Annotated in this window: 25 protein-coding genes; 16 read left to right on the top strand and 9 right to left on the bottom strand. The window is 70.5% G+C overall.

Annotation, left to right across the window (positions count from 1 at the left end):
* Nucleotides 1-5: 5 nt before the first annotated feature.
* Both OKJ99_RS12210 and OKJ99_RS12205 read left to right on the top strand, forming a co-directional pair.
* A complete protein-coding gene (locus OKJ99_RS12210; protein ID WP_326016045.1) occupies nucleotides 6-1,253 on the top strand; it encodes a lactonase family protein in 1,248 nt (415 codons plus the stop codon).
* Nucleotides 1,243-3,135 carry a hypothetical protein gene (locus OKJ99_RS12205; protein ID WP_326016044.1) on the top strand — a complete coding sequence of 631 codons (1,893 nt, stop codon included), beginning with the start codon at nucleotides 1,243-1,245 and terminating at the stop codon, nucleotides 3,133-3,135. Before OKJ99_RS12210 ends, OKJ99_RS12205 begins: the two co-directional genes overlap by 11 nt.
* A gap of 39 nt (nucleotides 3,136-3,174) precedes the next feature.
* Here the strand turns inward: OKJ99_RS12205 and OKJ99_RS12200 are convergent, their stop codons facing one another.
* A complete protein-coding gene (locus OKJ99_RS12200; RefSeq protein ID WP_326016043.1) occupies nucleotides 3,175-3,981 on the bottom strand; it encodes an IclR family transcriptional regulator in 807 nt (268 codons plus the stop codon).
* Nucleotides 3,982-4,051: 70 nt separating this feature from the next.
* On the opposite strand from OKJ99_RS12200, the gene OKJ99_RS12195 reads away from it, so the two are divergent.
* The 11 genes from OKJ99_RS12195 (at nucleotide 4,052) to OKJ99_RS12145 (ending at nucleotide 15,634) form a co-directional block, all read left to right on the top strand.
* Nucleotides 4,052-5,227: a cupin domain-containing protein gene (locus OKJ99_RS12195; protein ID WP_326016042.1), complete on the top strand. Its 1,176-nt coding sequence runs from the start codon at nucleotides 4,052-4,054 to the stop codon at nucleotides 5,225-5,227.
* 2 nt (nucleotides 5,228-5,229) lie between these two features.
* Complete coding sequence (locus OKJ99_RS12190; protein WP_326016040.1) at nucleotides 5,230-6,057, top strand: fumarylacetoacetate hydrolase family protein; 828 nt, start codon at nucleotides 5,230-5,232, stop codon at nucleotides 6,055-6,057.
* On the top strand, nucleotides 6,054-6,686 hold the full coding sequence (locus OKJ99_RS12185; protein ID WP_326016038.1) for a maleylpyruvate isomerase family mycothiol-dependent enzyme: 633 nt from the start codon (nucleotides 6,054-6,056) through the stop codon (nucleotides 6,684-6,686). The genes OKJ99_RS12190 and OKJ99_RS12185 overlap by 4 nt, the downstream gene beginning before the upstream one ends.
* A gap of 27 nt (nucleotides 6,687-6,713) precedes the next feature.
* Nucleotides 6,714-7,958, top strand: a complete 1,245-nt coding sequence (locus OKJ99_RS12180; RefSeq protein WP_326016239.1) for an FAD-dependent oxidoreductase — start codon at nucleotides 6,714-6,716, stop codon at nucleotides 7,956-7,958.
* Between the two features lie 16 nt (nucleotides 7,959-7,974).
* Complete coding sequence (locus OKJ99_RS12175) at nucleotides 7,975-8,583, top strand: TetR/AcrR family transcriptional regulator (RefSeq protein ID WP_326016036.1); 609 nt, start codon at nucleotides 7,975-7,977, stop codon at nucleotides 8,581-8,583.
* A 239-nt stretch (nucleotides 8,584-8,822) separates the two neighbouring features.
* Nucleotides 8,823-9,827 carry a phosphotriesterase family protein gene (locus OKJ99_RS12170; protein ID WP_326016035.1) on the top strand — a complete coding sequence of 335 codons (1,005 nt, stop codon included), beginning with the start codon at nucleotides 8,823-8,825 and terminating at the stop codon, nucleotides 9,825-9,827.
* 54 nt (nucleotides 9,828-9,881) lie between these two features.
* Nucleotides 9,882-10,838, top strand: a complete 957-nt coding sequence (locus OKJ99_RS12165) for a phosphotriesterase family protein (protein WP_326016033.1) — start codon at nucleotides 9,882-9,884, stop codon at nucleotides 10,836-10,838.
* A 15-nt stretch (nucleotides 10,839-10,853) separates the two neighbouring features.
* Nucleotides 10,854-11,981, top strand: a complete 1,128-nt coding sequence (locus OKJ99_RS12160; RefSeq protein WP_326016031.1) for an FAD-dependent oxidoreductase — start codon at nucleotides 10,854-10,856, stop codon at nucleotides 11,979-11,981.
* Between the two features lie 5 nt (nucleotides 11,982-11,986).
* Nucleotides 11,987-12,910, top strand: a complete 924-nt coding sequence (locus OKJ99_RS12155; RefSeq protein ID WP_326016029.1) for an alpha/beta hydrolase — start codon at nucleotides 11,987-11,989, stop codon at nucleotides 12,908-12,910.
* A 5-nt stretch (nucleotides 12,911-12,915) separates the two neighbouring features.
* Nucleotides 12,916-13,869, top strand: a complete 954-nt coding sequence (locus OKJ99_RS12150) for an MBL fold metallo-hydrolase (RefSeq protein ID WP_326016027.1) — start codon at nucleotides 12,916-12,918, stop codon at nucleotides 13,867-13,869.
* A gap of 19 nt (nucleotides 13,870-13,888) precedes the next feature.
* Nucleotides 13,889-15,634, top strand: a complete 1,746-nt coding sequence (locus OKJ99_RS12145) for a CocE/NonD family hydrolase (RefSeq protein ID WP_326016025.1) — start codon at nucleotides 13,889-13,891, stop codon at nucleotides 15,632-15,634.
* Between the two features lie 38 nt (nucleotides 15,635-15,672).
* Here OKJ99_RS12145 and OKJ99_RS12140 read toward each other — a convergent pair whose 3' ends face one another.
* The 4 genes from OKJ99_RS12140 to OKJ99_RS12125 all read right to left on the bottom strand — a co-directional run bounded on the left by OKJ99_RS12140 (nucleotide 15,673) and on the right by OKJ99_RS12125 (nucleotide 20,800).
* The gene (locus tag OKJ99_RS12140; RefSeq protein ID WP_326016023.1) at nucleotides 15,673-17,601 is read right to left on the bottom strand and encodes a sulfatase-like hydrolase/transferase; all 1,929 of its coding nucleotides are present in this window, start codon (nucleotides 17,599-17,601) and stop codon (nucleotides 15,673-15,675) included.
* A 369-nt stretch (nucleotides 17,602-17,970) separates the two neighbouring features.
* On the bottom strand, nucleotides 17,971-18,786 hold the full coding sequence (locus tag OKJ99_RS12135; protein ID WP_326016021.1) for an ABC transporter ATP-binding protein: 816 nt from the start codon (nucleotides 18,784-18,786) through the stop codon (nucleotides 17,971-17,973).
* Nucleotides 18,773-19,825, bottom strand: a complete 1,053-nt coding sequence (locus OKJ99_RS12130; RefSeq protein ID WP_326016019.1) for a taurine ABC transporter substrate-binding protein — start codon at nucleotides 19,823-19,825, stop codon at nucleotides 18,773-18,775. The genes OKJ99_RS12135 and OKJ99_RS12130 overlap by 14 nt, the downstream gene beginning before the upstream one ends.
* A gap of 99 nt (nucleotides 19,826-19,924) precedes the next feature.
* Nucleotides 19,925-20,800 (bottom strand): ABC transporter permease, encoded by an 876-nt coding sequence (locus tag OKJ99_RS12125; RefSeq protein ID WP_326016018.1) that lies wholly within the window; start codon nucleotides 20,798-20,800, stop codon nucleotides 19,925-19,927.
* A 59-nt stretch (nucleotides 20,801-20,859) separates the two neighbouring features.
* On the opposite strand from OKJ99_RS12125, the gene OKJ99_RS12120 reads away from it, so the two are divergent.
* Nucleotides 20,860-21,216 (top strand): hypothetical protein, encoded by a 357-nt coding sequence (locus OKJ99_RS12120; protein WP_407700677.1) that lies wholly within the window; start codon nucleotides 20,860-20,862, stop codon nucleotides 21,214-21,216.
* A gap of 17 nt (nucleotides 21,217-21,233) precedes the next feature.
* On the opposite strand, the gene OKJ99_RS12115 is transcribed toward OKJ99_RS12120, so the two are convergent.
* Nucleotides 21,234-21,860, bottom strand: a complete 627-nt coding sequence (locus OKJ99_RS12115; RefSeq protein ID WP_326016017.1) for a TetR/AcrR family transcriptional regulator — start codon at nucleotides 21,858-21,860, stop codon at nucleotides 21,234-21,236.
* An 88-nt stretch (nucleotides 21,861-21,948) separates the two neighbouring features.
* On the opposite strand from OKJ99_RS12115, the gene OKJ99_RS12110 reads away from it, so the two are divergent.
* Entirely contained in the window at nucleotides 21,949-22,914 is a 966-nt protein-coding gene (locus OKJ99_RS12110; protein ID WP_326016016.1) for a quinone oxidoreductase family protein, read from the top strand.
* Nucleotides 22,915-22,949: 35 nt separating this feature from the next.
* On the opposite strand, the gene OKJ99_RS12105 is transcribed toward OKJ99_RS12110, so the two are convergent.
* Nucleotides 22,950-23,924 (bottom strand): quinone oxidoreductase family protein, encoded by a 975-nt coding sequence (locus tag OKJ99_RS12105; protein ID WP_326016014.1) that lies wholly within the window; start codon nucleotides 23,922-23,924, stop codon nucleotides 22,950-22,952.
* Nucleotides 23,925-24,041: 117 nt separating this feature from the next.
* Between OKJ99_RS12105 and OKJ99_RS12100 the strand changes: the two genes are divergently transcribed.
* Nucleotides 24,042-24,575: a nuclear transport factor 2 family protein gene (locus OKJ99_RS12100; RefSeq protein WP_326016012.1), complete on the top strand. Its 534-nt coding sequence runs from the start codon at nucleotides 24,042-24,044 to the stop codon at nucleotides 24,573-24,575.
* Between the two features lie 3 nt (nucleotides 24,576-24,578).
* On the opposite strand, the gene OKJ99_RS12095 is transcribed toward OKJ99_RS12100, so the two are convergent.
* Both OKJ99_RS12095 and OKJ99_RS12090 read right to left on the bottom strand, forming a co-directional pair.
* Nucleotides 24,579-24,932 carry a winged helix-turn-helix transcriptional regulator gene (locus tag OKJ99_RS12095; protein WP_326016011.1) on the bottom strand — a complete coding sequence of 118 codons (354 nt, stop codon included), beginning with the start codon at nucleotides 24,930-24,932 and terminating at the stop codon, nucleotides 24,579-24,581.
* Nucleotides 24,933-24,960: 28 nt separating this feature from the next.
* The gene (locus tag OKJ99_RS12090; protein ID WP_326016009.1) at nucleotides 24,961-25,557 is read right to left on the bottom strand and encodes a TetR/AcrR family transcriptional regulator; all 597 of its coding nucleotides are present in this window, start codon (nucleotides 25,555-25,557) and stop codon (nucleotides 24,961-24,963) included.
* Nucleotides 25,558-25,598: the final 41 nt, after the last annotated feature.

Genomic DNA, 25,598 nt, shown 5'->3' with positions numbered 1-25,598 from the left:
CGTCCATGAACGAGCCGCAGCACACCCCGCCCGGCGTCGGGGCAGCAGCACCCCGGCGCCCCTCCCGCAGAACCGTACTCGCCGCCATGACGGCGTCGACCGCGACCGCCCTGCCCCTGGTGTCCACCGCACCGGCCGCCGCCGCCGAACACCCAACCGACCTGCTGTACGTGGGCACTTGGGGCGGGAACCAGGTGCACGCCATCCGCTTCGATCCCGTCCGCGGCACCATGACACCGCTCGGAGTGGTGGCAGAGGTCAGCTCGAACTGGGTCACCGTGCATCCGGCGCGGCCCGTCCTCTACGTCGCCGGCGCGGAGCCGGGCGGGTTCATCCGCACCTTCCGCATCGACGACGCGTCCGGCGCCCTTCACCGGACCGGTGAGCTGCAGACCGAAACGGTTCCTGGCGGCAGCGGGGGCCTCTCGTACCTGGGGCTCGACGCGGACACCTTGCTGGTCGCCGACTTCGCGACCGGCTCCGCGGCGACCGTTCCGATCCACCGCGACGGCGGGCTCGGCGCGGTGGCCTCCACCGTTCGGCACACCGGATCGGGACCCAACCCGCGCCAGGCAGGCCCGCACACGCACCACGTCGTCCTCGACCCGAGCCGCAGGTTCGCACTGGTCGCGGACTTCGGCGCGGACCGCGTCTTCGTCCACCGCCACGACCCCAACACCCGGCGGATGACAGCCAGTTCAGTGGGCCACTACGCGACGGCACCGGGATCGGGGCCGCGACGCCTGGCGTTCCACCCGCGGGGACGGACGGTCCACCTGCTGAACGAGCTGACCGCCGACATCGAAACCCTGTCGTGGGACCCCAGGAGCGGCGCACTGACGTCCCGCCAACTCCTGACCACGAACGCGCCAGGACACACCGGCACCACGAGCGCCGCCGAACTCGCCGTCAGTCGCGACGGCCGCCACGTCTACGTATCCAACCGCGGCGACAACACACTCGTCGTCTTCGCCGTCGACCAGCGGACCGGCCTGCTCACCGAGGCGCAGCGGCTGTCCTGCGGGGGAGTCACCCCGTGGAGCTTCTCCCTGCACCCGCAGGGGCGTTGGCTGTTCGTCGCGAACAAGGCGAGCGGCACGGTCGACCTCTTCCGCGTGGACCCGGCCTCCGGCCGGCTCACCGACACCGGCACATCCGTGGCCGTCCCCGACGCCGACTGCGTCGGTGTCCGCCGGTCACGCGTACCGCTTCCCTCCGTGCACGAAAGGACCCAGGACAGCGATGACACCTGACATCAAGCGCAGAGCCTTTCTCGCCGCCGGCGCGGCCGTCGCCGGCGCCGCGCTCCTGCCCACACCCTTCGCCGTGGCGGCGGCCGCCGACGGCAAGAAGGGCGTCATGCTGATGAACCGCATCGGCCCGTCCGGCTCCACCCTGTACATCTGCGACGCCGACGGCTCCAACGAACGCAAGCTGGTGCAGGACGCCGCCTTCGACCACCACGCGGCCTTCTCGGCCGACGGAGGGTCCGTCTTCTTCACGTCGGAACGGACGGGCGACGGACACTCCTGTCTGTACCGCGCGAAGGCCGACGGCACGGGCGTGCAGCGCCTGGTGGCCGACTCGGCCATGAACGACTGGGCCGTCCCCTCACCCGACGGCAAGAAGGTGGCCTACGTATCCACCAGCGGGGACCACAAGACCCACATCTGGGTGCTCGACCTGGCCACGAACCGCCGCACCAACCTGACGGGCACGGCGGCGCTCGCCGGCGACCCCGCGAGCCCCGACGGCCACTTCCGCCCCGCCTGGTCGCCCGACGGCCAATGGATCGCCTTCTCCAGCGACCGCAACACGACGTGGCGGGGCCACGGCAACGGCACCGGCTGGGAACACACGCAGGAACTGAGCATCTACGTGATCCGGCCGGACGGCACCGGATTCCGCCAGGTGGCGACCCGCGACGGATACTGCCTGGGCTCACCGAAGTGGTCGCCCGACGGCTCCCGGATCGTCTTCTACGAGATCACCGTCGAGGGCACCTGGGGCGCCCACAGGCCCGAGGCCATCGGCACCGTCGAGTCCCAGATCGTCTCGGTGGACGTCGCGACCGGCGCCCGTGTGGAGCACACCTCAGGACCGAATCTGAAGGTCGCGCCCCAGTACGTGTCCGCGACGGAGGTCGGCTACCTGGTAAAGGGCGGAGCGGACGAGGGCCTCGCCTACGTCTCGGGCACCCGGCCGGCCGTCAAGCGGGCCCTGCGCTCCCCGGTCTGGTCGCGGGACGGACAGTCGGTGATCTACGAGAAGCTCGACCACACGACGCGTCCGCTCGACACACCACTGCACAGCTGGGACCCCGACTGGGACTACCGCCACTGCGACGTGTTCCCCGCGCTGTCCGGGGACGGGCGCCTCGCCCTCACCAACAAGCAGCTCGGCAACTCCTCGATCGTCACCATGCGCGCGGACGGCTCGGACCAGAAGGTCGTCTTCGACACCGCCACCTCGGGCCTCGACCCCACGCAGGTGCAGCACGGGCTGGCCGGTGCGTTCCGGCCCACCTGGTCGCCCGACGGCAAGTGGATCGCGTTCGGCCTCGGCGGCTGGTTCCAGACCCGGGCCACGAGCACCGCGAAGCTGATGCGGGTGGCCGACGACGGCTCCTCGCACCAGGAGCTCACGGACGGATCGACCAACGCCGGCTTCCCGAGCTACTCCGAGGACGGCAACCGGATCGTCTACCGCGTGTGGGGCGAGGAGATGGGCCTGCGCATCCTCGACCTCAGGACGGGCACGACGACCGTCCTCACCACCGAGTCCGACAACCTGCCCGACTGGTCGCCGGACGGCAAGCTCATCCTCTTCACGCGGAAGACGAGCGCGACCAACTTCGACGTGTGCACCATCAAGCCCGACGGCAGCGGCCTGAAGACCCTCACGAGCAGCGGCGCCAACGACGGCCACGCGGTGTGGAACCACGACGGCCGCATCCTCTACAACAGCGGCATGTACGGCTTCCGCGAGGAGGCCGCCCTGTACGACGACACCTTCCAGCCCTACGGCCAGATCTGCAGCATGAACGCGGACGGCAGCGGCAAGTTGCTGCTGACGGACAGTCAGTGGGAGGACTCGATGCCGCTCTACCTCACGCAGGACGTTCTGTCCGGGTGAGCCTGTCCGGGTAACGGCCCAGTCCGCCGGCCAGGGCCGTTACCTCCGAGGCGCTGCCTTCGGGTTCTCCGGGGGCGGCGACCCGAACTCCCTGCCCAGCGCCTGCGCCGCCGCCTCCAGCGTGGCGACCAACGGCCGCAGGCGCTGCGGGTCGTAGCGCACGCCGAGCATCGAGACGGACAGGCCTGCCAGCGCCGTGCCGCCCTGGTCGCGGACCGGGACGCCGACGGCGACGAGGCCGCGTTCGGAGCGCTCCTTGTTGACGGCGAAGCCGTTGCGGCGCAGGCGCTTGAGTTCCGTGCGCAGGCGGGGGAGGTCGGGGCGGTCCGCCGGGCGGTCGCGGTAGCGCTCGGCGGCGTAGACCTCCTCCAGTTCCTCGTCGGACAGTTCGGCGAGCATCAGCAGCCCCGTCGTGGTGCGGTGGGCCGGGAAGACCATGCCCTCCCGGTTGCCGACCCGCAGGGACTGCCGGCACTCCACGCTTGCGATGAACCGGACCGTGTCCCCGGTGCGCACGATCAGGTTCGTCGTCTCGTCGAGGAGATCGACGACCCGGTGCAGGTGGTGGAGGGCCGCTGTGCGCAGCCGGGAGACGAGCGACTGGGAGTGGGCGGCCAGTTCCAGCACCGGGCCCGCGCGGTAGACCCGGTCCTCCCCGCGTACGGCGAAGTCCCGGTACACGAGCATCGCCAGGACGCGGTGGGCCGTCGAGCGGGCGACATCCAGGCGCTCCGCGAGCTGCGCCACCGTCGCGCCGCCCTCCATCTGGAGGATGGTCGCCGCCCGCAGCGCGTGGTCCACGCTGGCGATGGGATAGGGCGGGGGAGTCTTCAGCGGCTTGTCCATGGGTAACACCTCGAATTCTGCTGTCCAGAATCTATATGTCCTCATCACAGACGCGCTGCACGCTGAGCCTGTGACCGAGACCTCTTTCACCCAAGACACCGCTGTGGGCTCCCCGGTACGGCTGCAGGCCGTCACCGCGCAGGGGCAGCCCGAGGTCACCCCGGCACTCAAGGAGCTGTACCGGGGCTTCGAGCAGGAACTGCTCATTCCGTTGTGGACCGAGATCGGCGGCCTGATGCCGGCGCATCCGCGCTCGCGCGCCGTGCCGCACCTGTGGCGCTGGGAGAAGCTGCGCGAACTGGCCGCGCGGGCCGGGGACCTGGTTCCCGTGGGCCGCGGCGGCGAGCGCCGCGCCATCGCGCTGGCCAACCCCGCCCTCGACGGACGCCCGTTCGCCACCCCGACGCTGTGGGCAGCCATCCAGTACCTGATGCCCGGCGAGGACGCCCCCGAGCACCGCCACACCCAGCACGCCTTCCGCTTCGTCGTCGAGGGATCCGGTGTGTGGACGGTCGTCGGCGGCGACCCCGTGCCCATGAACCGCGGCGACTTCCTGCCGCAGGCGGGCTGGAACTGGCACGCCCACCACAACGCGACCGCCGAGCCGATGGCCTGGATCGACGGCCTGGACATCCCCTTCCAGTACGTCACCGAGTCCCAGTTCTTCGAGTTCGGCCGCGACGAGATCAGCGATGCCGAGCGCACGACGCCCGAGCGCTCGCGCTCCGAGCGGCTGTGGGCCCACCCCGGTCTGCGCCCGCTGACCGCCGCCCCCGCCACACCCGGCAGCCCGCTGCTGGCCTACAAGTGGCAGTACACCGACGCCGCGCTGACCGACCAACTCCTGCTGGAGAAGGAGGGGTTCGGCGGCACCGTCGAGCCCGGCCACGCCGCCGTGCGCTACTCCAACCCGCACGACGGCTCCGACGTGCTGCCGACGATCCGGGCCGAGTTCCACCGCGTCGCCCGGGGCGCCGAGACCGCGCCGGTGCGCGAGACCGGCTCGTCCGTCTACCAGGTCTTCGACGGCTCCGGCGTCGTGACCGTCGGCGACACCTCCTGGACGGTGACCCGCGGCGACCTGTTCGTCGTCCCCTCCTGGGAGCCGTTCTCCGCCAAGTCCGAGGCCGGCGGCACCGACTCCGACTCCGGCGGCCTCGACCTCTTCCGCTTCTCCGACGCGCCCGTCTTCGAGGCGCTCAAGCTCAACCGCACCCAACCCGACCGCCCCCAGAAGGACGCCTGACCATGAAGCTCGCCACGCTCCGCACCGCCGACGGCACCCGGGCGGTCCGCCTCGACGGCGAGGTCCTCGTCGACCTCGGCCACGCCGACCTCGGCGAACTGTTCGCTACCGACGGCTGGCAGGCCACGGCCGCCGCCGCGAGCGGCACCACGTACCCGGTCGAGGGCGCCGACTTCGCGCCGGTCGTCCCCCACCCCTCCAAGGTCGTCTGCGTCGGCCACAACTACACCAATCACATCAAGGAGATGGGCCGGAACCTGCCCAGCCACCCGACCCTCTTCCCCAAGTTCGCCGAGACCCTGATCGGCGCCAACGACGCCATCGTCAAGCCCGACGAGACCGAAGCGCTCGACTGGGAAGTCGAGTTGGCCGTCGTGATCGGCCGGCGGGTGCGCCGCGCCGACGAGGAGCAGGCCGCCGACGCCATCGCCGGCTTCACCGTCATGAACGACATCTCGCTGCGCGACTGGCAGTTCCGCACCATCGAGTGGACGCAAGGCAAGATCTGGGAGGCCACCACCCCGGTCGGCCCCTACGTCGTCACCCCCGACGAGGTCGGCGGCGTCCGCCCCGCCCTCGAAGTGAGGACGACCGTCGACGGCCAGGTCATGCAGCGGGACGACACCGGCACGCTGCTGTTCGACCCCGTCCTCCTCATCCGGTACATCTCCACCGCCATCACCCTGAACCCGGGCGACATCATCGCCACCGGCACCCCGGCCGGCGTCGGCAACGCCCGCGACCCCAAGGTGTTCCTGATGCCCGGCCAGACCGTGGTCACCGAGATCACCGGCCTCGGTGCCTGCACCAACGAGGTGGTCGCGGCATGACCACCGCCGCACGCACCTTCACCGACGCGCGCGCCTGGGCCCGCACCGGCACCGCGCTCCTGCTCGACGCCGTCGCAGGCCTCGACGAGGACGGCTTCTCCGCCCCGAGCGCGCTGCCGCAGTGGACCCGCAAGCACCTGGTGGCCCACGTCGCCGCCAACGCCGACGCCCTGTGCAACCTCGTGCACTGGGCGGCCACCGGCGAGGAGCGCCCGATGTACGCCTCCGCCGACGAGCGCGCCGAAGGCATCGCCAAAGGCCCCACCCTGTCGGCCGACGAACTGCGCGCCTGGCTGAGCGGATCCGCCCAGCACCTCGCCGAAGGGCTCGACCGCCTCACGGACGAGCAGTGGCGCCGCGAGGTCGTCACCGCGCAGGGCCGCACCGTCCCCGCCACCGAACTGCCGTGGATGCGCGCCCGCGAGGTGTGCGTGCACGCCGTCGACCTCGGCACCGGTGTCACCTTCGCCGACCTGCCGAGCGGCTTCCTGGCCGCGCTGACCGAGGAGATCCGCGCCAAGCGCAGCATCGCCGACCTGCCCGAAGGACCGCTTCCGGAGGTCACCGCCTGGCTGGCCGGACGCCCCCACGGGCTCGTCGGCGCCCCCGAACTCGGCCCCTGGCTCTGAGAGGTGTGTCCCGTGTCCCAACCTGATGTGATCGTCGTCGGCGGCGGCATCGGCGGCCTCGGTGCGGCGTACTCGCTGACCCGCCAGGGCCTCGCCGTCCGCCTGCTGGAGAGCGCTCCCGCCTTCGGCGAGGTCGGTGCCGGCATCCAGCTCGCCCCCAACTGCACCCGCATCCTCGACGACTACGGCCTCCTTGAGGAAGCGAAGAGCCTCGGCGTCGTCCCGGACGCGATGGTGATGCGCGACGCCGTCGACGGCGGCGAACTGACCCGCCTGGACCTGCGCGACCTCGAACGGCGTTACGGCTACCCGTACTTGGTCATCCACCGCAGCGACCTGCACGGCCTGCTGCTGCGCGCCTGCCAACGGGCGGGCGTCGAGCTGGTCAACAAGGCGCAAGTGACGTCGTACGAGAACACCGACGGCGGCGCCCGCGTGACAGTCGCGGGCGGCGAGACCCACGAGGCCGGGCTCGTGATCGCGGCGGACGGCCTGCACTCCACCGCCCGCCGACAGTTCATCGACGACCAGCCGGTCTCCTCGGCGTACGTCTCCTACCGAGGCACCGTCCCCGCCGAGCAGCCACGGGTACGGTCCGTCGACCTCAGCGAGGTCGTGGTGCACATCGGCCCGCACTGCCACTTCGTCCACTACGGCCTGCGCGGCGGCGAACTGCTCAACCAGGTCGCCGTCTTCGAGTCGCCCAAGGCCCTGGCGGGGAAGGAGGACTGGGGAACCCCCGACGAACTCGACGCCGCCTTCGCCGGCACCTGCGACTTCGTACGCGAAGGACTGCCGTTCATGTGGCGCGACAAGTGGTGGCGGATGTTCGACCGCGACCCGGTCATGAACTGGGTCCACGGCCGGATCGCGCTCCTCGGCGACTCCGCGCACCCGCCGCTCCAGTACATCGCCCAGGGCGCCATCATGGCCATCGAGGACGGCTGGGTGCTCGGCGAGCACGTCGCCCGAAACCGCGCCGAGGACGGCACGGTCGACTGGGGCGCCACGCTAGCCGCCTACGAGGCCGTCCGCCCGGAACACTGCCGCCGGGTACTGACCACCTCCCGCAAGTGGGGCGAGCTCTGGCACCTCGACGGCCTCGCGCGCGAGCAGCGCAACGCTCTGCTGCGCGCCCGAGACACCTACGACTACTCCTTCACGGACTGGCTGTACGGGCCCACCGCGCTGACACCGCAGGAGGAGCAGGAGATGTTCACACCGATTCCGCTGACCTCGGCGGACGTCCCGGAGGGCCGGCACGTGGCGTGACGTTAGGATTTCCGCCATGGCGAACCTTCGACAGGCGCAGAAGCAGATGACGCGCCGCCTCCTGCTGGAGTCCGGGCTCGAGCTGTTCACGACGAAGGGCTACGCCGCCACCAAGGTCGACGAGATCGCGACCGCCGCGGGCACCACCCGGGTGACGTTCTACGCGTACTTCCCCTCCCGGACCGACCTGATGAGGGCGCTCATCGACGAGCGGCTCAACGAGGCGCTCCAGCGGGTCCGTTCCCCGGAGCACGGGTCGACGGCCCAGGACCTGGTCGCCACCGTGGCCGGCGGGACGGCGGAGGGCATCGCGGCGTGGCTGCGGCGCACCGCCGACAGCTGGCCCGAGATCCGGCCGATCATCCGTGTCGGCCGGGACGCCGCGGCGGTCGACCTGGAGCTGCGCGATCTCGTGGAGCGGTGGATGGAAGAGGCCATCAGCGACATCGAGGACGGCCTGACCCAGGCCGGTCGCTTCGCTCCTCACCAGCGCCGCTTCAAGGGCGTGCTCGCCATGGCCGAGCTGGACTACGTCGCCCAGCACTGGGAGAGCGCCGACTGGAAGCTCACCCGCGAGCAGCTGCTCGACGAGTTGAGCGCCAGCTGGGTACGCCTGCTGGCCTGACACCTGACACCTGACACCTGACCTCAGAAGCGTCGGTCAGCTCCCATCAAGGCTCCTTCGAGGCCCTTCACGGCCTCGGAGGAGCCTTTTCGTGCTCACACACCACGCCCCTGGCGCAACGCCGTGACCAGTAATTATTCGTGGCGTTTGTTTCCTTGACGCGATGTAAAGCGAATCGCTAGCGTGACGGTATCCACCAGGGCGCACCGCCGCGCCCGCACCGGACACGTGAGGCAGGCATGAGCGTGAACAGCACCACCGTGAACACCGTCCTGGGACCGGTGCCGGCCGACGAGTTGGGCGTCGTCTCCGTCCACGAGGCACTGCTCTCGGTGCTCCCGGGCGCCGAGCACGCCTTCGACATCAGCCTCGACCGCGCTGAGATCTTCGAGACCCTCGCGAGCAGGCTGCGCGACTTCCGCGCCCACGGCGGCGGCACGATCGTCGACAGCACCGGCATGTTCCACGGCCGCGACGTGCGGCTCTACGAGGCCCTTTCCCGCGCCACCGGCGTGCACATCGTCGCCTCGACCGGCCAGGGCCCCGAGGAACTGCTCGGCGGCTACTTCCTCACCCCGCAGACCAACCCGCCCACCCCCTGGCCGGCGGAGAAGTTCGCCGACCTCTTCGCCCGGGAGATCACCGAAGGCATGGTGGTCCCGCGCGTGGAGCGCCGCGGCCCGGCCGGGCTCGTCACCACCGCCGTCACCCGCGCGGGCATGACCGCCACCGACGAGAGCCTGCTGCGCGGTGCCGCCCGCGCCGCACTCGCCACCGGCACGGCGGTCTCCTTCCGGCACGGCGCCGATGCCGTGGACGAACTCGACGTCGTCCTGGACGAGAAGCTGCCGGCCGACCGCGTGGCCGTCGGCGGCCTGGACCGCAAGGACGCCGTCGCGTCCGGTGCACCCGAGAGACTCGCCGCCCGTGGTGCCTACGTCGTCCTCGACCACGTCGGCACCGAGGACGACGGCACCGAGGACGACGGCACCGAGGACGACGCGCACCTCACCGACGCCAAGCGCGCCGCCCTGGTCGCCGACCTCGTGCGCGCCGGACACACCGACCGGATCCTGCTCTCCGTCGGCGCGACCAGCGTGGCCAAGGGGCACCCCGCCAACAACCTGCCGTACAGCCACCTACTGACCGCCTTCGTGCCGCTGCTGGCGGCGCACGGCATCGGCGACGGCGACATACGGCGCATCCTCGTGGCCAATCCGCGCGACCTGCTCGCGGTGCGCTGACCACGCGGCCCGAACCGACCGTCAAGAACTCTTGCGAATCCGAAGGTGAGTGCTGTGTCGCGAGTGAACACCGTCCTGGGGCCGATCCCCGCCGAGGAGCTGGGCTTCGTGGCCGTCCACGAACACATCGGCTACGGCATGCCCGGCTCCGAACTGGACACGCAGTGGTGGCAGACCCCCGAACGGCGCTACGAGGAGACCGTCCCGAAGCTGCGCCGCTTCCACGAACTGGGCGGCGGCACCTTCGTCGACGCGACCGGCATCTGCAACGGCCGCGACGTCGACCACTACAAGTCGCTCTCCGCGAAGACCGGCGTCCACATTGTCGCCTGCACCGGATTCGTCGGCGGCGACACCGCCCTGCCGCACTTCGCCCGAGCCGAAGTCGACTACCTGACACGGCAGTTCGTCCACGAGATCACCGTCGGCATCGGAGGCACCGGCAGCCGTGCCGGTGTCATCAAGGTCGGCGTGAGTCGCGGCGGCCGCATGACCGACCTCGACAAGCGCATCTACCGCGCCGCCGCCCGCGCCGCGCTCGCCACCGGCGCGCCGATCCTGACCCACCTCGCGATCGACGCCGAGAACGCCGTCGCGATCTTCAACGAGGAGCAACTTCCGCTGGACCGCGTGCTGTTCGGGCACGTCGACGACGGCGTGAACGCCGACAAGACGCGCGACGTCTGGATCGCCGAGCAGGGCGGCCGCATCGGCTTCGACACCTTCGGCTACGAGACCGAGCTGCCCGACCCGCCGTTCTGGGCCCGCCCCCGCAAGGAGCGCCTTGACCACTTCCTGCGGTTCATCGACGGGGGCCGCCGCATCGGCCGGGTCCTCGCCTCCGCCGACGCCAACTGCTCCCCGCTGGGCTGGCCCGGCGTCAAGGGCCACACCGTCAGCTACCTGTTCGACGACCTGATCCCGGACCTGCGCGCCGCAGGTCTCGACGAGGCCGCCCTCAAGACGATCTTCGTCGACAACCCCGCCGACTTCCTGACCCTCCAGAAGTAGGAGAGACCCCACCTCATGCAGGACCTGAAAGATCTCAAGATCGCCATCGTCGGAGCGGGCTACGGCGGCGCCGCCGCGGCCAAGGCGCTCAGCCTGCTCGGCGCGGACGTCACCGTGTACGAACAGGCGAGCCGGATCCGCGAGGTCGGCGCCGGCATCGGCCTGCGCCCCGTCACCATGAACCGGTTCCGCGAGTGGGGGATCTTCGACGCGATCGCCCGCGTCAGCTCGCCCAGCGAGTACTTCGAGATCCTCACCCCCACCGGCGAACCCATCATGAAGGAGGCGTGGCCGGCCGACGGCGAGCAGACCCGTACGCACCTGATCCACCGCGGCGACTTCATCGAGGCACTGCTCGGTGCGCTCCCCGAGGGCATGGTGCGCCTCGGCCACCGGCTGGAGAGCGTAGAGGACAAGGGCGACAGCTCCGTCCTGACCTTCGCGGACGGCACCACCGCCGAGGCCGACCTCGTCGTCGGCGCCGACGGCATCAAGTCGGTCGTGCGGCAGCGGCTGTTCAGCGACAAGGACCCGGTGTTCTCCGGCGAGCACGCCTACCGCGCCGTCATCAACGTGGCCGACGCCCGCGGCATGGTCACCGACGACAACCTGCGTATGTACATCGGCCGCGGCACCAAGGTCTACCTGCTGCCGCTGCGCCACCGCGACCAGGTGTCCTTCGACATCACCGCCCGGTGCCCGGACGGCACGTGGACGCCGCGGGTCACCAAGGAGGACATGCTGCGCACGGTCGAGGGCTTCGACGAACGCCTCGTGGACATCACGCGCGGCCTCGACCTGGACACCGTGAACATCCGCGCCGTCTACGACATCGACCCCGTCGGCACCTGGCACTCGGACTCCGTCGTCCTCATCGGCGACGCCGCGCACTCGATGCTGCACCACCAGGGCCAGGGCGCCAACTCGGCCATCGAGGACGCCGGAGCGCTCGCCGACGCCCTGCGCGGTGCGGACTCCGTGAAGGAGGGCCTGGCCCTGTTCCAGGCCACCCGCAAGCCGGTGACGGACAAACTGCAGGCCATCTCGCGGCAGGGCTGGACCGAGGACGAGATCGACGAGGTCTTCCCCGGCCAGGCACCCACGCGCACCCAGACACCCACGGCCACCGCGACCAAGGAGTGACCACCATGCCGCTGCACCCCGAGATAGCGAAATTCCTCGCGACCCTCCCGGCCCCGCCCGAGGGCCCTCTCGACCCGGTGGCGATGCGCGCCGACGAAGAGGCACACGTACCTCCCGTAGCGGAACGCCTGCCGCTGCACGCGGTGGAGGACCTGACCGCACACACCACCGCCGGTGATGTGCCGGTGCGCGTCTACACACCCACCGACGCCGACCGCCACGGCCTGCTCGTCTACTTCCATGGGGGTGCCTTCTTCCTCGGCAGCCTGGAGACCCACGACCACGTCGGGCGCTCGCTGGCGAAGGAGACCGGACTGAAGGTCGTCTCCGTGGGCTTCCGCCGGGCACCGGAGGCCGCCTTCCCGGCCGGACTCGACGACTGCTACGCCGTGACCCGGTGGGCAGCCGAACAGGGCGAGTCGTTGGGCTGGGACGGCACGACCCTAGCCGTCGCGGGCGACAGCTCCGGAGGCACCTTCGCCGCCGCCGTCGCGGCACGCGCGCACGACGAGGGCTTCGACGGGATCACCCACCAGATCCTCTACTACCCCTCCCTCGACCTGGACTTCGACGAGGACCGCTACGCCTCGCTGCGGGAGAACGCGGTCGGCTACGGCCTGGAGACCGCCGGACTCAAGCCGTTCAACGCCTTCTACGTCGACAGCGGCGCCGACCCGGCCGACCCGCTGGTCTCCCCGGTCAAGCGCGAGGACCTGAGCGGACTGCCGCCGGCCCTGGTCGTCACCGCCGAGTTCGACCCCATGCGGGACGAGGGCGAGCTCTACGGCCGCCGCCTGCAAGAGGCCGGAGTGGCGGCAAAGGTGAGCCGCTACGAGGGCGCGGGCCACGGATTCGTCCAGCACTTCTCCTGGATCCCCGAATACCACCGGGTCTTCGCCGAGACCCGCGACTTCCTCACCGGGCGCTGAGGCCCATGACCCACGACGTCACCGTCCACCCGCTGTTCTCCCCGTGGGGCCGGTTCGGTCTGTACAGCTTCTTCATCGACGCACCTGAACCGGCGATCGTCGACACGGGGATCGCCACCTCTCCGGCCGAGGGCATGGCCCCCGCCCTGGAGGCGCTCGGGCGCCGCATCGAGGACGTGCGCTGGATTCTGCTGACACACGGTCACATCGACCACGTCGGCGGCGCACACGCCCTGTGGGAACTCACCGGCCGCCGGGCGCAGGTGGTGATCCACGAGGCCGACGCGCCGATGCTGCGCTCCCGGCAGGCGCACGTCGACGAATACCGCGCGGGACGCGGCCGTTACCTCCGCGATCCCGAGGGCGAGGCCAGGGTCGCGGCGGCCACGAAGGCCGTCATCTCGGGGGAGTTGGAACCCACCCGCCTGGTCAAGGGCGGCGAGACACTCTCCCTCGGCGGAGATGTCACCGTCTCCGTGCACGCGCTCCCGGGCCACACACCCGGATCGGTCGCCTACGTCGTCGATGGACAACGCTCTGTCTTCGTCGGTGACGCCGTGCAGGTCCACGGCGCGGCCAACGGCTTCCCCGGCTACACCGACCCGCCCGCCTACCGCGCAGGACTGAGACACCTGCGCGACGAGGTCCGCCCGCGCCGCCTCTACCTCGGACACCCCTACCGCCGGGCCGACGGCACACCGTACGGCGTCGAACTCGACGAGGCACAGGCCCGGGAAGCCATCGACCAGAGCCTCGCCGCCGAGGACCGGGTCGCCGGGGCGGCCTGCCGTTGCCTGGAATCGGGGCCCACGCCGACGGACTCTCCGTACTCCCCGTTCGCCGACGCCGCACAGGAACTCGGCTACACGGGCGACCCCACCCTCGAACCGTCGCCGTTCTTCACCTCGATGCACGCCTACCGCACACGCGGCGAGGACACGCGCGCCGAGCCCGCGTAGTACAGGAGCCCCGCAGACCATGACCGACCACCACCACACCATCCAGGCGGGCGAGCGGACCATCGCCGTCCGCAAGGACCTCCGGGTGCCGATGCGAGACGGCGTCACGCTGGCGGCGGACACCTACGCCCGCGTGGACGACGACACACCACGCCCCGCCCTCGTCGCCCTGAGCCCCTACGGCAAGGAACTCCAGGCACTCGCCCTCACCACACCCCCGCAGCGCCGCCCCAGCCCGATGTGGGACGGCTGCGTCGAGGCGGGCGACATCGCGCGCGTCGTCCAGGAGGGCTACGTGCATGTCATCGGCGACCTGCGCGGCTCCGGCGCCTCCGAGGGCGCGCACATCGGCAACTACAACGCCGGCGGCGTGCCCCTCGGCCGGGACGCCTACGACGTCATCGAGTGGGTCGCGGCGCAGCCCTGGTGCGACGGCAACGTAGGCATGATCGGCATCTCGTACTTCGGCTCCATGCAGGTACTGGCGGCCGCCGAACGCCCGCCGAGCCTCAAGGCGATCTTCGTCAGCGGCGGCCACTACGACTTCTACGAGACGACGTACCACGGCGGCATCATGTGGCTCATGCCGCGCGCCGCCCGCGAGGGCCGCGGCGGCGACTCCGGCTGGGCGTTCACCGACGGCGTCAAGTCCCGCATGCTGGAGACTTACACGCCCGAGGAGATCAGAAATCGGGTGGCCGATCGCCTCCGGGACCCGGACGTGGCCGCCTGGCCGAACCTGGTCCACGTCCTCAACTACCCCAAGAACCATGAGGCCTGGTTCGACATCGTCATGAACGAGGTCGACGGCGACTGGTACGAGGAGCGCAACCCGATCACCCTCGCCCCGAACATCGACATCCCGGTCTGGCTCCAGATCGACCAGGGCCGAGGCTGGACGATGGACGGCACCATCGACCTCTACAAAGCACTGAACGGCCCGAAGAAACTCTCCATCGGTCCCTACCCGCCAATGCAGTCACGCCCGTTCATCGAGGAACACGACAAGATGTTCCGCTGGTACGAGTACTGGCTCAAGGGCATCGACAACGGAGTCATGGACGAACCGGCCGTCACGGTCCACGTCGAGGGCTCCCGCGAGACCGTCACGGGCACGCAGTGGCCCCCGAAGAACGTCGAGCACCGCCCCCTGTACCTCCGCCCGCGCCGCCAACTCTCCTACGAGCCCGAGCCGATGGGCGCGAAACACGCCGCCCCCGACGGCTTCTACCAGGCGCCCCTGACGGTGACCGACAAGGTGGAGATCCTCAGCTGGAGCACCGCCCCCTTCACCGAGCCCACCGAGATGATCGGCCAGGGCGCGGCCCACCTCTTCGTAGAGATCGACCAGCCCGACACGAACTTCATCCTGCGCATGTGGGACGAGGCACCGACCGGCAAACGGCAGCTCATCACCACGGCCTACCTCAAGGCCTCGCACCGTGAACTCGACACACACCACACCACCGAGGGCGACCCCCACCACCCCCACACCCGGGCGGTCCCGGTCGAGCCGGGCAGGATCGCCGAATACATCCTCCGGATCTACCCGTTCGCGGCGACATTCCTGCCGGGCCACCGCCTGGTCGCGGAACTCTCCAACAACGAACCCCTGGCCGACGAGCACAACGCACTGCTGCCACCGGACGCCTTCCACCTGCCGGTGGGCCGCCCGGTCACGCACAAGGTGTACCGGGATGCCGCGCACCCGTCCCGGCTGGTGCTGCCGTTCACGACGGTGGCGGCACGGTACAAGGCCGAGTGATCGCACCCGGTCGGCGTTGCCGTGCGGCGGGCGCCCGCTCAGCCCGCGGGGACGGGCTCGTAGACGGGTGAGGTTGGGGTGTATGTCCCGTCGAGTACGAGCCTCAGGTACCGGCCCGCGTTGTGCAGGTACTCGTCCTTGCTCGTGGCCGCCGTCTCGATCGCCGCGCGGGCCGGTCGGGCCAGGTCCGGGTCGATGTAGGTGAGCGCGTTGATCGCCTGGAGCCGGACCCGGGCGTCGGTGTGCTCGGTGAGTGTGCGGGACAGGAAATCGACGGCCTCGGAGACACGGTGTCCGCCTCGGATCAGCGTCTCGGCGGCGCTGATCCGCACCTGAGGCGAGGCGTCGGTGCGCAGGGTTCGGGTCAGGCGGGGGAGCGCGGGGGCGGCGTCCCGGCCGAGAATGAGCAGGCCCTGCGCGGCCCAGTAGCGTACGGCTTCGTTCGCGTCGCCCAACTCCCGTACGAGGATGGGGAGATGGCAGGGGTCGCGGGTGATGGCCTGTCGGGCGAGGCGCAGCACGCGGCGCAGCGGGTAGGCGCCGGAGGCGCGGCTCTGCTCCCAGCCCTCAAGAGGGCTCCCCTCCGGGATGAACCCGTTGTCGTGCACGTCCACGATGTGTTCGTCCAGCGCGTGCGAGAGCCGGTCGAGGGTGGGGGCGTGGGCGTGGTCACCGGCCAGGTTGTGGATCTCGTCCGGGTCGGTGCGCAGGTCGTACAGCTCCTCGGCGGGCTTGGTGCCCCAGAACCGGTCCTGCACGGAGTCCAGGGTGCCGTCCAGGTGGGCCTGCTGCCACGACTGGTAGCCGCGCGCCTGCCAGGCGTAGGCGCCGTGCTGGCCCCAGGGGCGGTGCGGGGCGTAGTTGCGCAGGTAGCGGTAGCGCTCGTCGCGGACCGTGCGCACCATGTCGTAGCGCTCGTCCATGCGGTCGCGGCCTCCGAACGCGTAGCGGGCCGACGGCAGTTGGCGTGCTCCGGCGAACGGGTGGCCCTGTACGTGCTCGGGGATGTCGACGCCCGCGAGCGCGAGCACGGTCGGCGCGTAGTCGACGGAGGTGACCGCCCGCCACTCCACCGAACCGGCCGGGCGGGGCGCCAGGTGTGCCCATTTCTCGGGGTAGCGCACGATCAGCGCCGTGCGCATGCCCTCGTCGTAGCAGTGCCGCTTGCTGCGTGGCAGGACACCGCCGTTGTCGGAGTAGAAGAAGACGATGGTGTCGTCGGCGAGTCCCGCCGCCCCCAACTCGGCGAGTTTCGCGGCGACATGGCCGTCCATCGTCTCCATCGCGTCGTAGTAGTGCGCGAAGTCGCCGCGGATGTCGGGGGTGTCGGGAAGGTAGGCGGGGAGCCGGACCTCCTCGCGCCGGGTGCGGCCGTCCTGGGCGGTGAACAGGGCGGATTCGTGGGTCGTCATGTCGTTGAAGACGGCGAAGAACGGGGCTCCGGCGGGGCGGTCGCGGTAGTGCGCGGTCGCGCTGGAGGCGTCCCAGGTGGCGGCCATGTCCACGACGGTGTTGTAGTCGGTCTTGGAATTGTTCGTGGTGTAGTAGCCGGCTTGGCGCAGGTACTCCGGAAATCCCTTGAGGAAGGCGGGAGTTCGGCCGAGGGCCCGCATGTGCTCGGCGGGCCCCGCGCTCTGCGGCGCGACACCGGTCAGCAGCGCGAACCGCGACGGCGCGCACACGGGCGCCGTGGAGTACGAGTTCTCGTAGCGGATGCCCTCGTGGGCGAGCCGGTCCAGGGTCGGTGTGCGCGCGACGGGATCGCCGTACGCGCCGACGAACGGGTAGTGGTCCTCGGCCACCAGCCAGAGGATGTTGGGCCGCTCGGCCGGTACGCGGGGTGAGGCGGTGGTGGCTTCGGCGGCCGGGGCCGTGGCCGTGGCGGCGGTCGCGGCCACCGCCCCGGCGAGCGCGGCGAAGGTGCGGCGGGTGACGGGCACGCCGGAGGAGGTGTGGGACGCGGGCATGGCGAAGCTCCCGGATGCAACGGTGCGGGTCGGCAAGTGCGGTGACGGCAGGCGCTGTTCAGCGAACGGTGCGACACAGGGACGTGGACTGCCGGCCCAGGTCCACGAACAGCCGCCTGACGAGGGGCGGTTGGCTGTACGGACCGGTTGGCTGCATGATCCCGACATCATGCAAGGCGCGCCGCCGCACGTCAACGAACGTCCCTGCGTGCCCGGACCGTGGTGGGGCCAAGGTGGGGCCAAGGCGGGGCGAACGGCCGCCGTTTGTGGCGGCCGCGCCTCGGCCAGGTCGGATCGGGTCGGGTCGGGTCGGATGGGGGCGGGTCCGGTCGGTCGTGGAACCTCCAGCTCTGTCGTGTGTTGAGGAGTTCAGGCCGCGGCGGCCTTGACGGCGTGCGAGACCTGGGCGCGCAAGTCGGTGAATTCGGCGGAGTTGCGCAACTCCTCGGCGTCGATGTCCCCGCGCGGCAGTGTGATCGGAAGGTCCAGGGCGACGGTTCCCGGGCTCTGGGTCAGCACCACGATGCGGGAGCCGAGGAACACCGCCTCGTCCGCCGAGTGCGTCACGAACACGGTGGTGCGGCCAGTCTGGTCGGTCACCTTGCGGAGATCTTCCTGGAGGCGTTCGCGGGTCAGCGCGTCCAGTGCCGCGAAGGGTTCGTCGAGAAGGAGGAGCGGGTTGGCGGCGGCGAGGGCGCGGGCGATGGCGACACGCTGCTGCTGGCCGCCGGAGATCTCCCAGGTGCGTCGCTTCTCGGTGCCTTCGAGGCCGACCCGGGCAAGCAACTCGGCGCGCCGCTCGTCCCATTGGGCGCGGTCGACACCGGCGTAGCGCAGCGCCAGATCGACGTTGCCGCGCACCGTGCGCCAGGGGAACAGCCGTGGTGACTGGAAGACCACGCCGGCCGCCTCGCCGGGGACCGGCCGGGTGCCGGAGACGCGCACCTCGCCCTGGCTGGGTTGCTCGAAGCCCGCGATCAGCCGGAGCAGGGTGCTCTTGCCACAGCCGGATGCCCCGACGAGGACCAGGAACTCCCCACTCGGAACGGTCAGGTCGACCGGTCCCACGGCGGTGACGGCTTGTCCGCCCCGGCCGTACCGGTGAGTGACCTGGTCGAGACGGACGGCCCCAACGGGCGTGGCACCGACCGGTGTTGTCGCGTCTACGGTCTCACTTGACGGCATCGGTCAGCCCTTCGAGGTAGAACGCCTTGCGTACCGCGCCGGCGGACGGTGCGACGTCGATCTGCTTCTGGTCGGCCAGGAACTTGCCGGTGTCGGTGACGTAGGTGAGGAGCTTGCCCGGGCTGTCGTCGGTGCCCAGCCAGTCGGCCGAGACCACCTGCTCCGGGGTGAGGAACACGCCCTGTGAGAGCTGCGCCTTGGCGTCCTTCGTGCTGATGTTGAGTTCGGCCGCGATGGACTTGACCGCGCCGTCCGGGTCGGACTTGATGAGTCGCAGGGCCTCCGCCTCCGCCTTGCGCCAGACGGCGATGGCCTTGGCGTCCCGGGCGATGAGGTCGTCCGAAACGACGGACAGGTCGAGGGTGGGTTTGCCCGCCGCGCCGATCTTCTTGCTGCTGGTGAGCTGGGTGCCGGTCTTGCGGAGTTCGTCCAGCGTGGGCAGCCAGACGTAGGCGGCGTCGATGTCGCCCCGTTGCCAGGCGGCGAGGATCGGCTGCGGCTGAAGGTCGATGAGGTCGACGTCGGAGGGTGCCAGGCCGGCCGCGTCGAGGGCCGCCAGCAGGCTGTAGTGGGACGTGGACGCGAAGGGAGTGGCTATCTTCTTGCCCTTGAGCCCCGCGACATCGGTGATTCCGGTGGACTTGCGAGCGAGGAGCGCCTCGTTCTCGCCCGCCACGTCGAGGATCCACGCGACCTTGTACGGGGTGGGGGAGCTGCCGGACACACCACGGGCGAACGGGCTGGAGCCCAGGGCGGCGATGTCGAGGGACTTGCCGATGAAGGCCTGGTTGACGGCGGCACCGGAGTCGAACTTCACCCAGGTGATGGTGTAGTCCGGCAGCGCCTTCTCCAGCAGTCGTCTGTTCTTCATGAGCAGATCGCCGCTGGGGAAGGCGAAGTAGCCGATCCGCAGCCGCTTGGAGCCACCGGACGCCGACGAGGCGTCGTCCGAGGAGCAGCCGGTGACGGCCGCCGATACCGCGGCCAGAGCGCCGGCCAGGAGGAGCCGGCGGGAGGGGCCCTGTGGGGCTGGAGACATGGGGGAGCCGTTTCTGTGCGGAGGAGCGGAGGAGGGGACTTGGCGGAGGAAGGGACTTGGTGCGGGACGGGACTCGTCAGAGGAAGAGACTGAGGGGGTCTACGCGCGACCGCGCCAGGGAACGGCCGTGCGTTCAAGGCGCAGCAGCAGGCCGTCGATGATCAGGCCGGAGATGCCGATGGCGATGATGCCGACGACGACCACGGGGGTGTTGTTGTAGTTGGCGGCGTCCTTGACCATGCCGCCGATGCCCGGCAGTCCGTTGACCAACTCCGCGGCGACCAGGGAGGAGTAGGCCACCCCCACGGCGAGCCGGATGCCGGTGAGGGTTTCCGGCAGGGCGGACGGCATGACGACGTCCCTGACCACGGCCCATCGTGAGGCGCCGAGCGCGCGGGCCGCCTCGATCAGGCTCTCGGGTACGGCGGTCACGGCGGCGGTGGTGGACACGGCCACGGGCGGGAACGCGGCCACGGCCAGCAGGGTGATCTTGGGCTCCTCGTTGATGCCCAGCCAGATGATGAGCAGGGAAAAGTACGCCAGCGGCGGCAGGGTCCGCAGGAACGTGATCCAGGGCTCGAACAGCGAGCGCAGCCAGCCCACGGTGCCCATGAGCAGGCCGAACACCACCCCGGCGGCGATGCCGATACCGGCGCCCAGCGCGATGCGCCGCAGGCTGATGCCGAGGTGCTCGACGAGCGTGGTGCCGTTGTAGCCGCGCACGCCGTCGTGGGTGGAGGAGATTTCGATGAACGTGTCCCACACCTTGGCGGGCCGCGGAACCAGCGTCTCGCTCCAGGCCCCGCTCACCGCCACCAGTTGCCACAGAGCGAGGAACAGCAGGAGCGAGCCGAACGGGAGCGCGACATTGCGCACGCGGCTCCACACATCACTCAGTCGGGCATGAGGGAGAGGCGTCGCGCCCTCGACTGATGCACCCTCACTTGGCGCATGAGCAGGGGGAGTTATGGACATGGAGCGTCCTCCGGAAGGTACTGGGGCGTGGGCCGGGGCAGCGGTCGACACCGAGACACGTGCGATGTCGGACGGGAAAGGACGCGCGGAGACTACGAGTCAGGGCGCACTGGGGTACGCCCGGCCGGTCCGGCTACACCGACCTGCTCATCGCCCACTGCCGCCACGCCGGGTTCGATCCGCACGTCGAACGCACCGACCGCCAGGGCACCCCGCCGGTCACCGCTGCCATCGGCACCCGCCGGATCGCTTTCGTGACCGCGCCACCCGGTGTCGCCGCGGGCGGCAGAGCACACGTCATCGCCCTCGAACCGCCGGTCCACGCGCCGGTCCACGCGCCGCTCCACGCGTTGTACTCGGCGAACACGACATCCGCCGGTCGAGACATGTTCCTCACGTCCGCGGCACGCCCGTAACCGCCCGTCCGCTTCATTCAGCGTGTGGCCGGGGCAGTGGTGCGCAGGAGCGTCAGAGTCGTGTCGAGGGCGGCTTCCAGGTGGGTGAGGCGGCCGGTGGACATCAGGATGGTCACCCCGCCCTGGATCGCGGCGACGAGCGCGGCAGCGGTGCGGTCGGCGTCCAGTCGCCGGTCGACGTCGCCGCTGTCCTGCAGGTGCCGGATGCCGGTGCGCAGGGCTGCCTGCCACTGGTCGATCAGTCGGGCTGTCAGCGCCTGGGCCGCCGGGGTGGCGCGGCCCACCTCGGTGATCAGTACGCCGAGGGGGCAGTTGACACCCTGCCGCTCGTATCGCCGTACGACGGCGTCCCGCCAGTCCTGCCATGCGGCCCACGTGCGCAGATTGCTCAGGTGCGGCTCCTGGTCCTCCAGGACGCGCTCGGCCTCACGGGAAGCCACCGCCAGCAGCAGCTCCTCCTTGCCGCCGGGGAAGTAGTGGAAGATCTGGCTCTTGCTGGTCGCGGTGCGGGCACGGATGTCGTCGAGAGTCGTCCCGGTGACACCCTGCTCGCGGATCTCCTCCGCCGCGCCCTCCACGATGCGGCGCCGAGTGGCCAGGCCCTTGCTGGTCAGCCGTGGCGCGCCCGCTCCTTCGACGGTCATGGGTCCTCCGCACCTCAGTTTCTGGACTTGCCGGTCCATTTTATGCGAGGGAAGGTCGAGCAGCCAGACGAGGAGAGAGGCGCGCGAGATGCAAGCGATCGTTGTGGAAGAACTGGGTGGCCCGGACCGGCTGCGGTTCACCGGCCGTCCCGTCCCCGAGCCCGGACCGGGGCAGATCCGGGTGGACATCGCCGTGGCCGGGGTGAACTTCATGGACACCGGCTCGCGTCGGTTCGGTACCCCCACCGGCGAACTGCCCTTCGTGCCGGGCGTGGAGGGCGCCGGCCGGGTGAGCGCGCTGGGAGAGGGAGTGTCCGGGTTCGCCGTCGGTGACCGGGTCGCCTGGGTGTACGCCTACGGCTCGTACGCGGAGCGGATCGTGCTGCCCGCCGCCGACGCGGTTCCCGTGCCGGACGACATCTCCGACGAGGTCGCCGCGAGCCTGATGATGCAGGGAATCACCGCCCACCACTTCGTCACCGAGGCCGCCGACGTCAAGGCTGGGCAGATCGCCGCGGTGCATGCGGCGGCCGGCGGCCTCGGCCAGAAACTGACCCAGCTCATCAAGGCACGTGGCGGCACGGTCATCGGCATCGTGTCCAGCGAGCGGAAGGCCGAGATCGCGCGGAACAGCGGCGCCGACCACACCGTGGTGTCCACCGGCGACGCCTTCGTCGAGCGGGTACTGGAACTCACCGGCGGCGAGGGCGTGGACGTGGTCTTCGACGGCGGAGGAGAGACCACCTTCCGCCCCTCGACGGAGGTCCTGCGCCGGCATGGGCTGCTGCTGTACTACGGCGCGGTCATCGGCGCGGCACCGGTGGTGAACATGCGCGAACTGCCCCACAGCATCAAGGTCTGCTATCCGGTCTTCCGCGACCACATCCCCACGCGCGAGGCGTTGTTGCGGCACAGCGCGGACCTTTTCGACCTGGTGCGGCGGGGCGTCCTGATCCCGGACATCGGCCGGCGCTACCCGCTCGGGGAAGCCGCCCGGGCCCACCGTGACATCGAGTCCCGGACGACCCGCGGCAAGCTCCTGCTCCTCCCGTGACAGGAGGCGGCGAGGCGCTGTCACGCCTGTCGACGTCATGTCATCCGAAGGACCACCTTGCCGGTGAGAGCGGAGTCGGCGAGGCGTTCCGCCGCGCGCCCGGCTTCGCTGAGGTCGAAGACCGAGTCGATGACCGGCTCCACGTGGTGGGCACGCAGGAGGGAGGGCAGGTCCCGGCGCAGGTCGGCGTGGAGGGCATGGAGCTCGTCGGCGTCGCGGCCGCGGAAGGTGGTGCCGATCAGCTGGAGGCGGCGTGCGGCGAGCAGTTCGAGGTCGAGGGCGGCGCGGGTCCCTGCGAGCCGTCCAATCTGCACCACCCTGGCTCGGGGAGCCGCCGCGCCGATGAGGTCGGCGAGGACCGCGCCGCCCAGGTGGTCGAGGCAGACGTCGAAGGCGCCGGGACCGAGGGCCGAAGTGATGTCCGTGGTACTCGTGTTGATGACATGGGTGGCGCCAAGGTCGAGCAGGAGCTCCGCCTTCGCCCGGGAGCGGGTGGTCGCGATGACCGTGCTCGCACCGAGGGCGCGGGCGAGTTGGATGCCGATGTGGCCGACTCCGCCCGCGCCACCCGTAATCAGGACACGGTCGGCGGGGCGGAGTCGCGCCGCCACGGTCAGGGCGTCGTACTCGGTGAGCAACGCGCTGGGCAGTCCCGCTGCCAGCGCCGGTCCGAGGGACTCGGGCGCCGTCAGCAGGAGGCGGTGATCGACGGCGACCAGTTCGGCGCAGGCCCCGCCCGTCTGCGCCATGACGTACTGGCCCGGCTCGATCCCGGTGACACGGGCGCCGACCCCGCGCACCCGGCCGGCCATCTCGAAGCCGACGCGGTCCAGTGGCACGTTCCAGTCGGCGCTGGAGGGCGTGTACGCGCCGCTGAGCATCAGCAGATCGGCGTGGTTCAGCCCGGCGGCCGCCACCTCCACCAGCACCTCGTCGGGACCGACAGCGGGCGGCGGGACCTCGGCCACGGTCCACGAAGAGCGTGTGTCGTTGGAGAGCAGTGCGCGCATGAGGTGATTATGGCGAAGGGCCGGTGGAGCGGTCTCTGGGCCTTCTGGGAGTCCACAGGACACTTACTTTTTTGTCCGTACTTACGTGCGCCAAGGGCGTCGATCTACGGTGGGCACATGACACTCAACTCGACGCAAACCCATACCAACCAGGCACTCGCCCAGCCTCCTGGCCGGTCCTTTGACCAGCACGTGCGGTACCTGGCCGACCGCATCGAGATCCAGGATCTGATGGTGCGCTACGCCCTCGGTCAGGACCTTCACGAGGGCGGCGACAACGACGTCCTCGATCAGTGGGACACCGTCTTCACACCCGACGCCACCGTCGACTACTCGGCGGCCGGCGGCGATCCGCTGAAGGACATCTCCTATCGCGCTCTCGTGGACGTGATGCGCGGGGAGGGCGGTTCCATGAGCGGGCTGCTCAAGTGGCAGCATTTCCAGGGGTTTTCCACGGTGGACATCGACGGAGACACCGCTGTGGCGCGCACCCAGCATCTGCACACGCACCAGGGCGACACCGACGGGCGCGGCTGGAATCTCATACAGACGGGGTTCTTCGTCGACCGGCTCGTACGGCGCCCGGAGGGGTGGCGGATCGCGCACCGCACGCTCGAGATCATCTGGATGGACACCTTCCCGACCGCATGACACTCAGCCCGCACTGCACGACTGCACCGCCCAGTCGTGCAGCGCGGTGAGCGACGGGGAGAGCGCCCGCCCGGCGGCCGTCAGTTGGTACTCGACGTGCGGTGGCACCTCGTCGTAATCGATGCGTTGCACGACGCCGTCGCTCTCCAGCGCGCGCAGCTGCTGGATCAGCATCTTCTGGGTCACCTGCGGGATGGCTCGTTCGAGGTCGGAGAAGCGGCGCGGCGCACTGACCAGGAGGTGGTGGATGACCAGCAACTTCCATCGGCCCTGGATGACATGCAGGGCGTTCTCGGTCCGGCCGATCGAGCAGTCCGGATCGGGCGGGCCGTCGTCGGGAGCCGGGGTGACGTCCATGGGCAGATCCGTTCTGGGTGAGTGCACTTCAGGGGTGGCGGGTTGTGAGCGCCGACATCAGTCGGCGGTTGGCTTCCCGTGCGGTCATGCCCCAGTCCCACTCGTCCTTGTGCAGGCGAAGGGAGACCACCCCGTGCCAGGCCGACCACAGCAGCAGGGCGGCGGCGAACGGCATGTCCGGGTCGACCCGGTGGGCGAGCTCCACGATCCGCTGCTGGAGACGGGGCCCGTGCGGGGCCCGCGTGGCGGGCAGCCGGTCGTCGCTCTCGAACAGGAGCTGGTACGCGCCAGGATGCTCCAGGCCCCAGGAGATGTAGGCGTCCCCGGCGGCGACCAGCAGGTCGGCGTCCTTCGGCGCCGCGTCCAGCGCGGCTTCCACGGCCTCGATCAGCGAGGTGTACTCGGCGTCGAGCACCGCTGAGCGCAGATCGGCCTCCGCGGGGAAGTGCCAGTACACCGCCGACGGTGCGACTCCGCAGGCCTTGGCGATCGAGCGGAGTGAGGGTACGGCGACGGTCTGGGGGCGGGCGAGCATCGCCATCGCGGCGGCGACGAGTTCGCCGCGGAGATCCCGGCTGTTCTTGCTCTTGGCTGCGGTCGGCTTCGGCACAAATCCATTGAACACCTGTTCATTGTAGACTTCAATGAACAGGTGTTCAGGGAAAG

It is taken from the genome of Streptomyces endophyticus (genome assembly GCF_035798155.1).
Lineage (GTDB): Bacteria > Actinomycetota > Actinomycetes > Streptomycetales > Streptomycetaceae > Streptomyces > Streptomyces endophyticus.
Note: the sequence above shows the minus strand (reverse complement) of the source record. Positions and strands in the feature narration are given on the sequence as shown.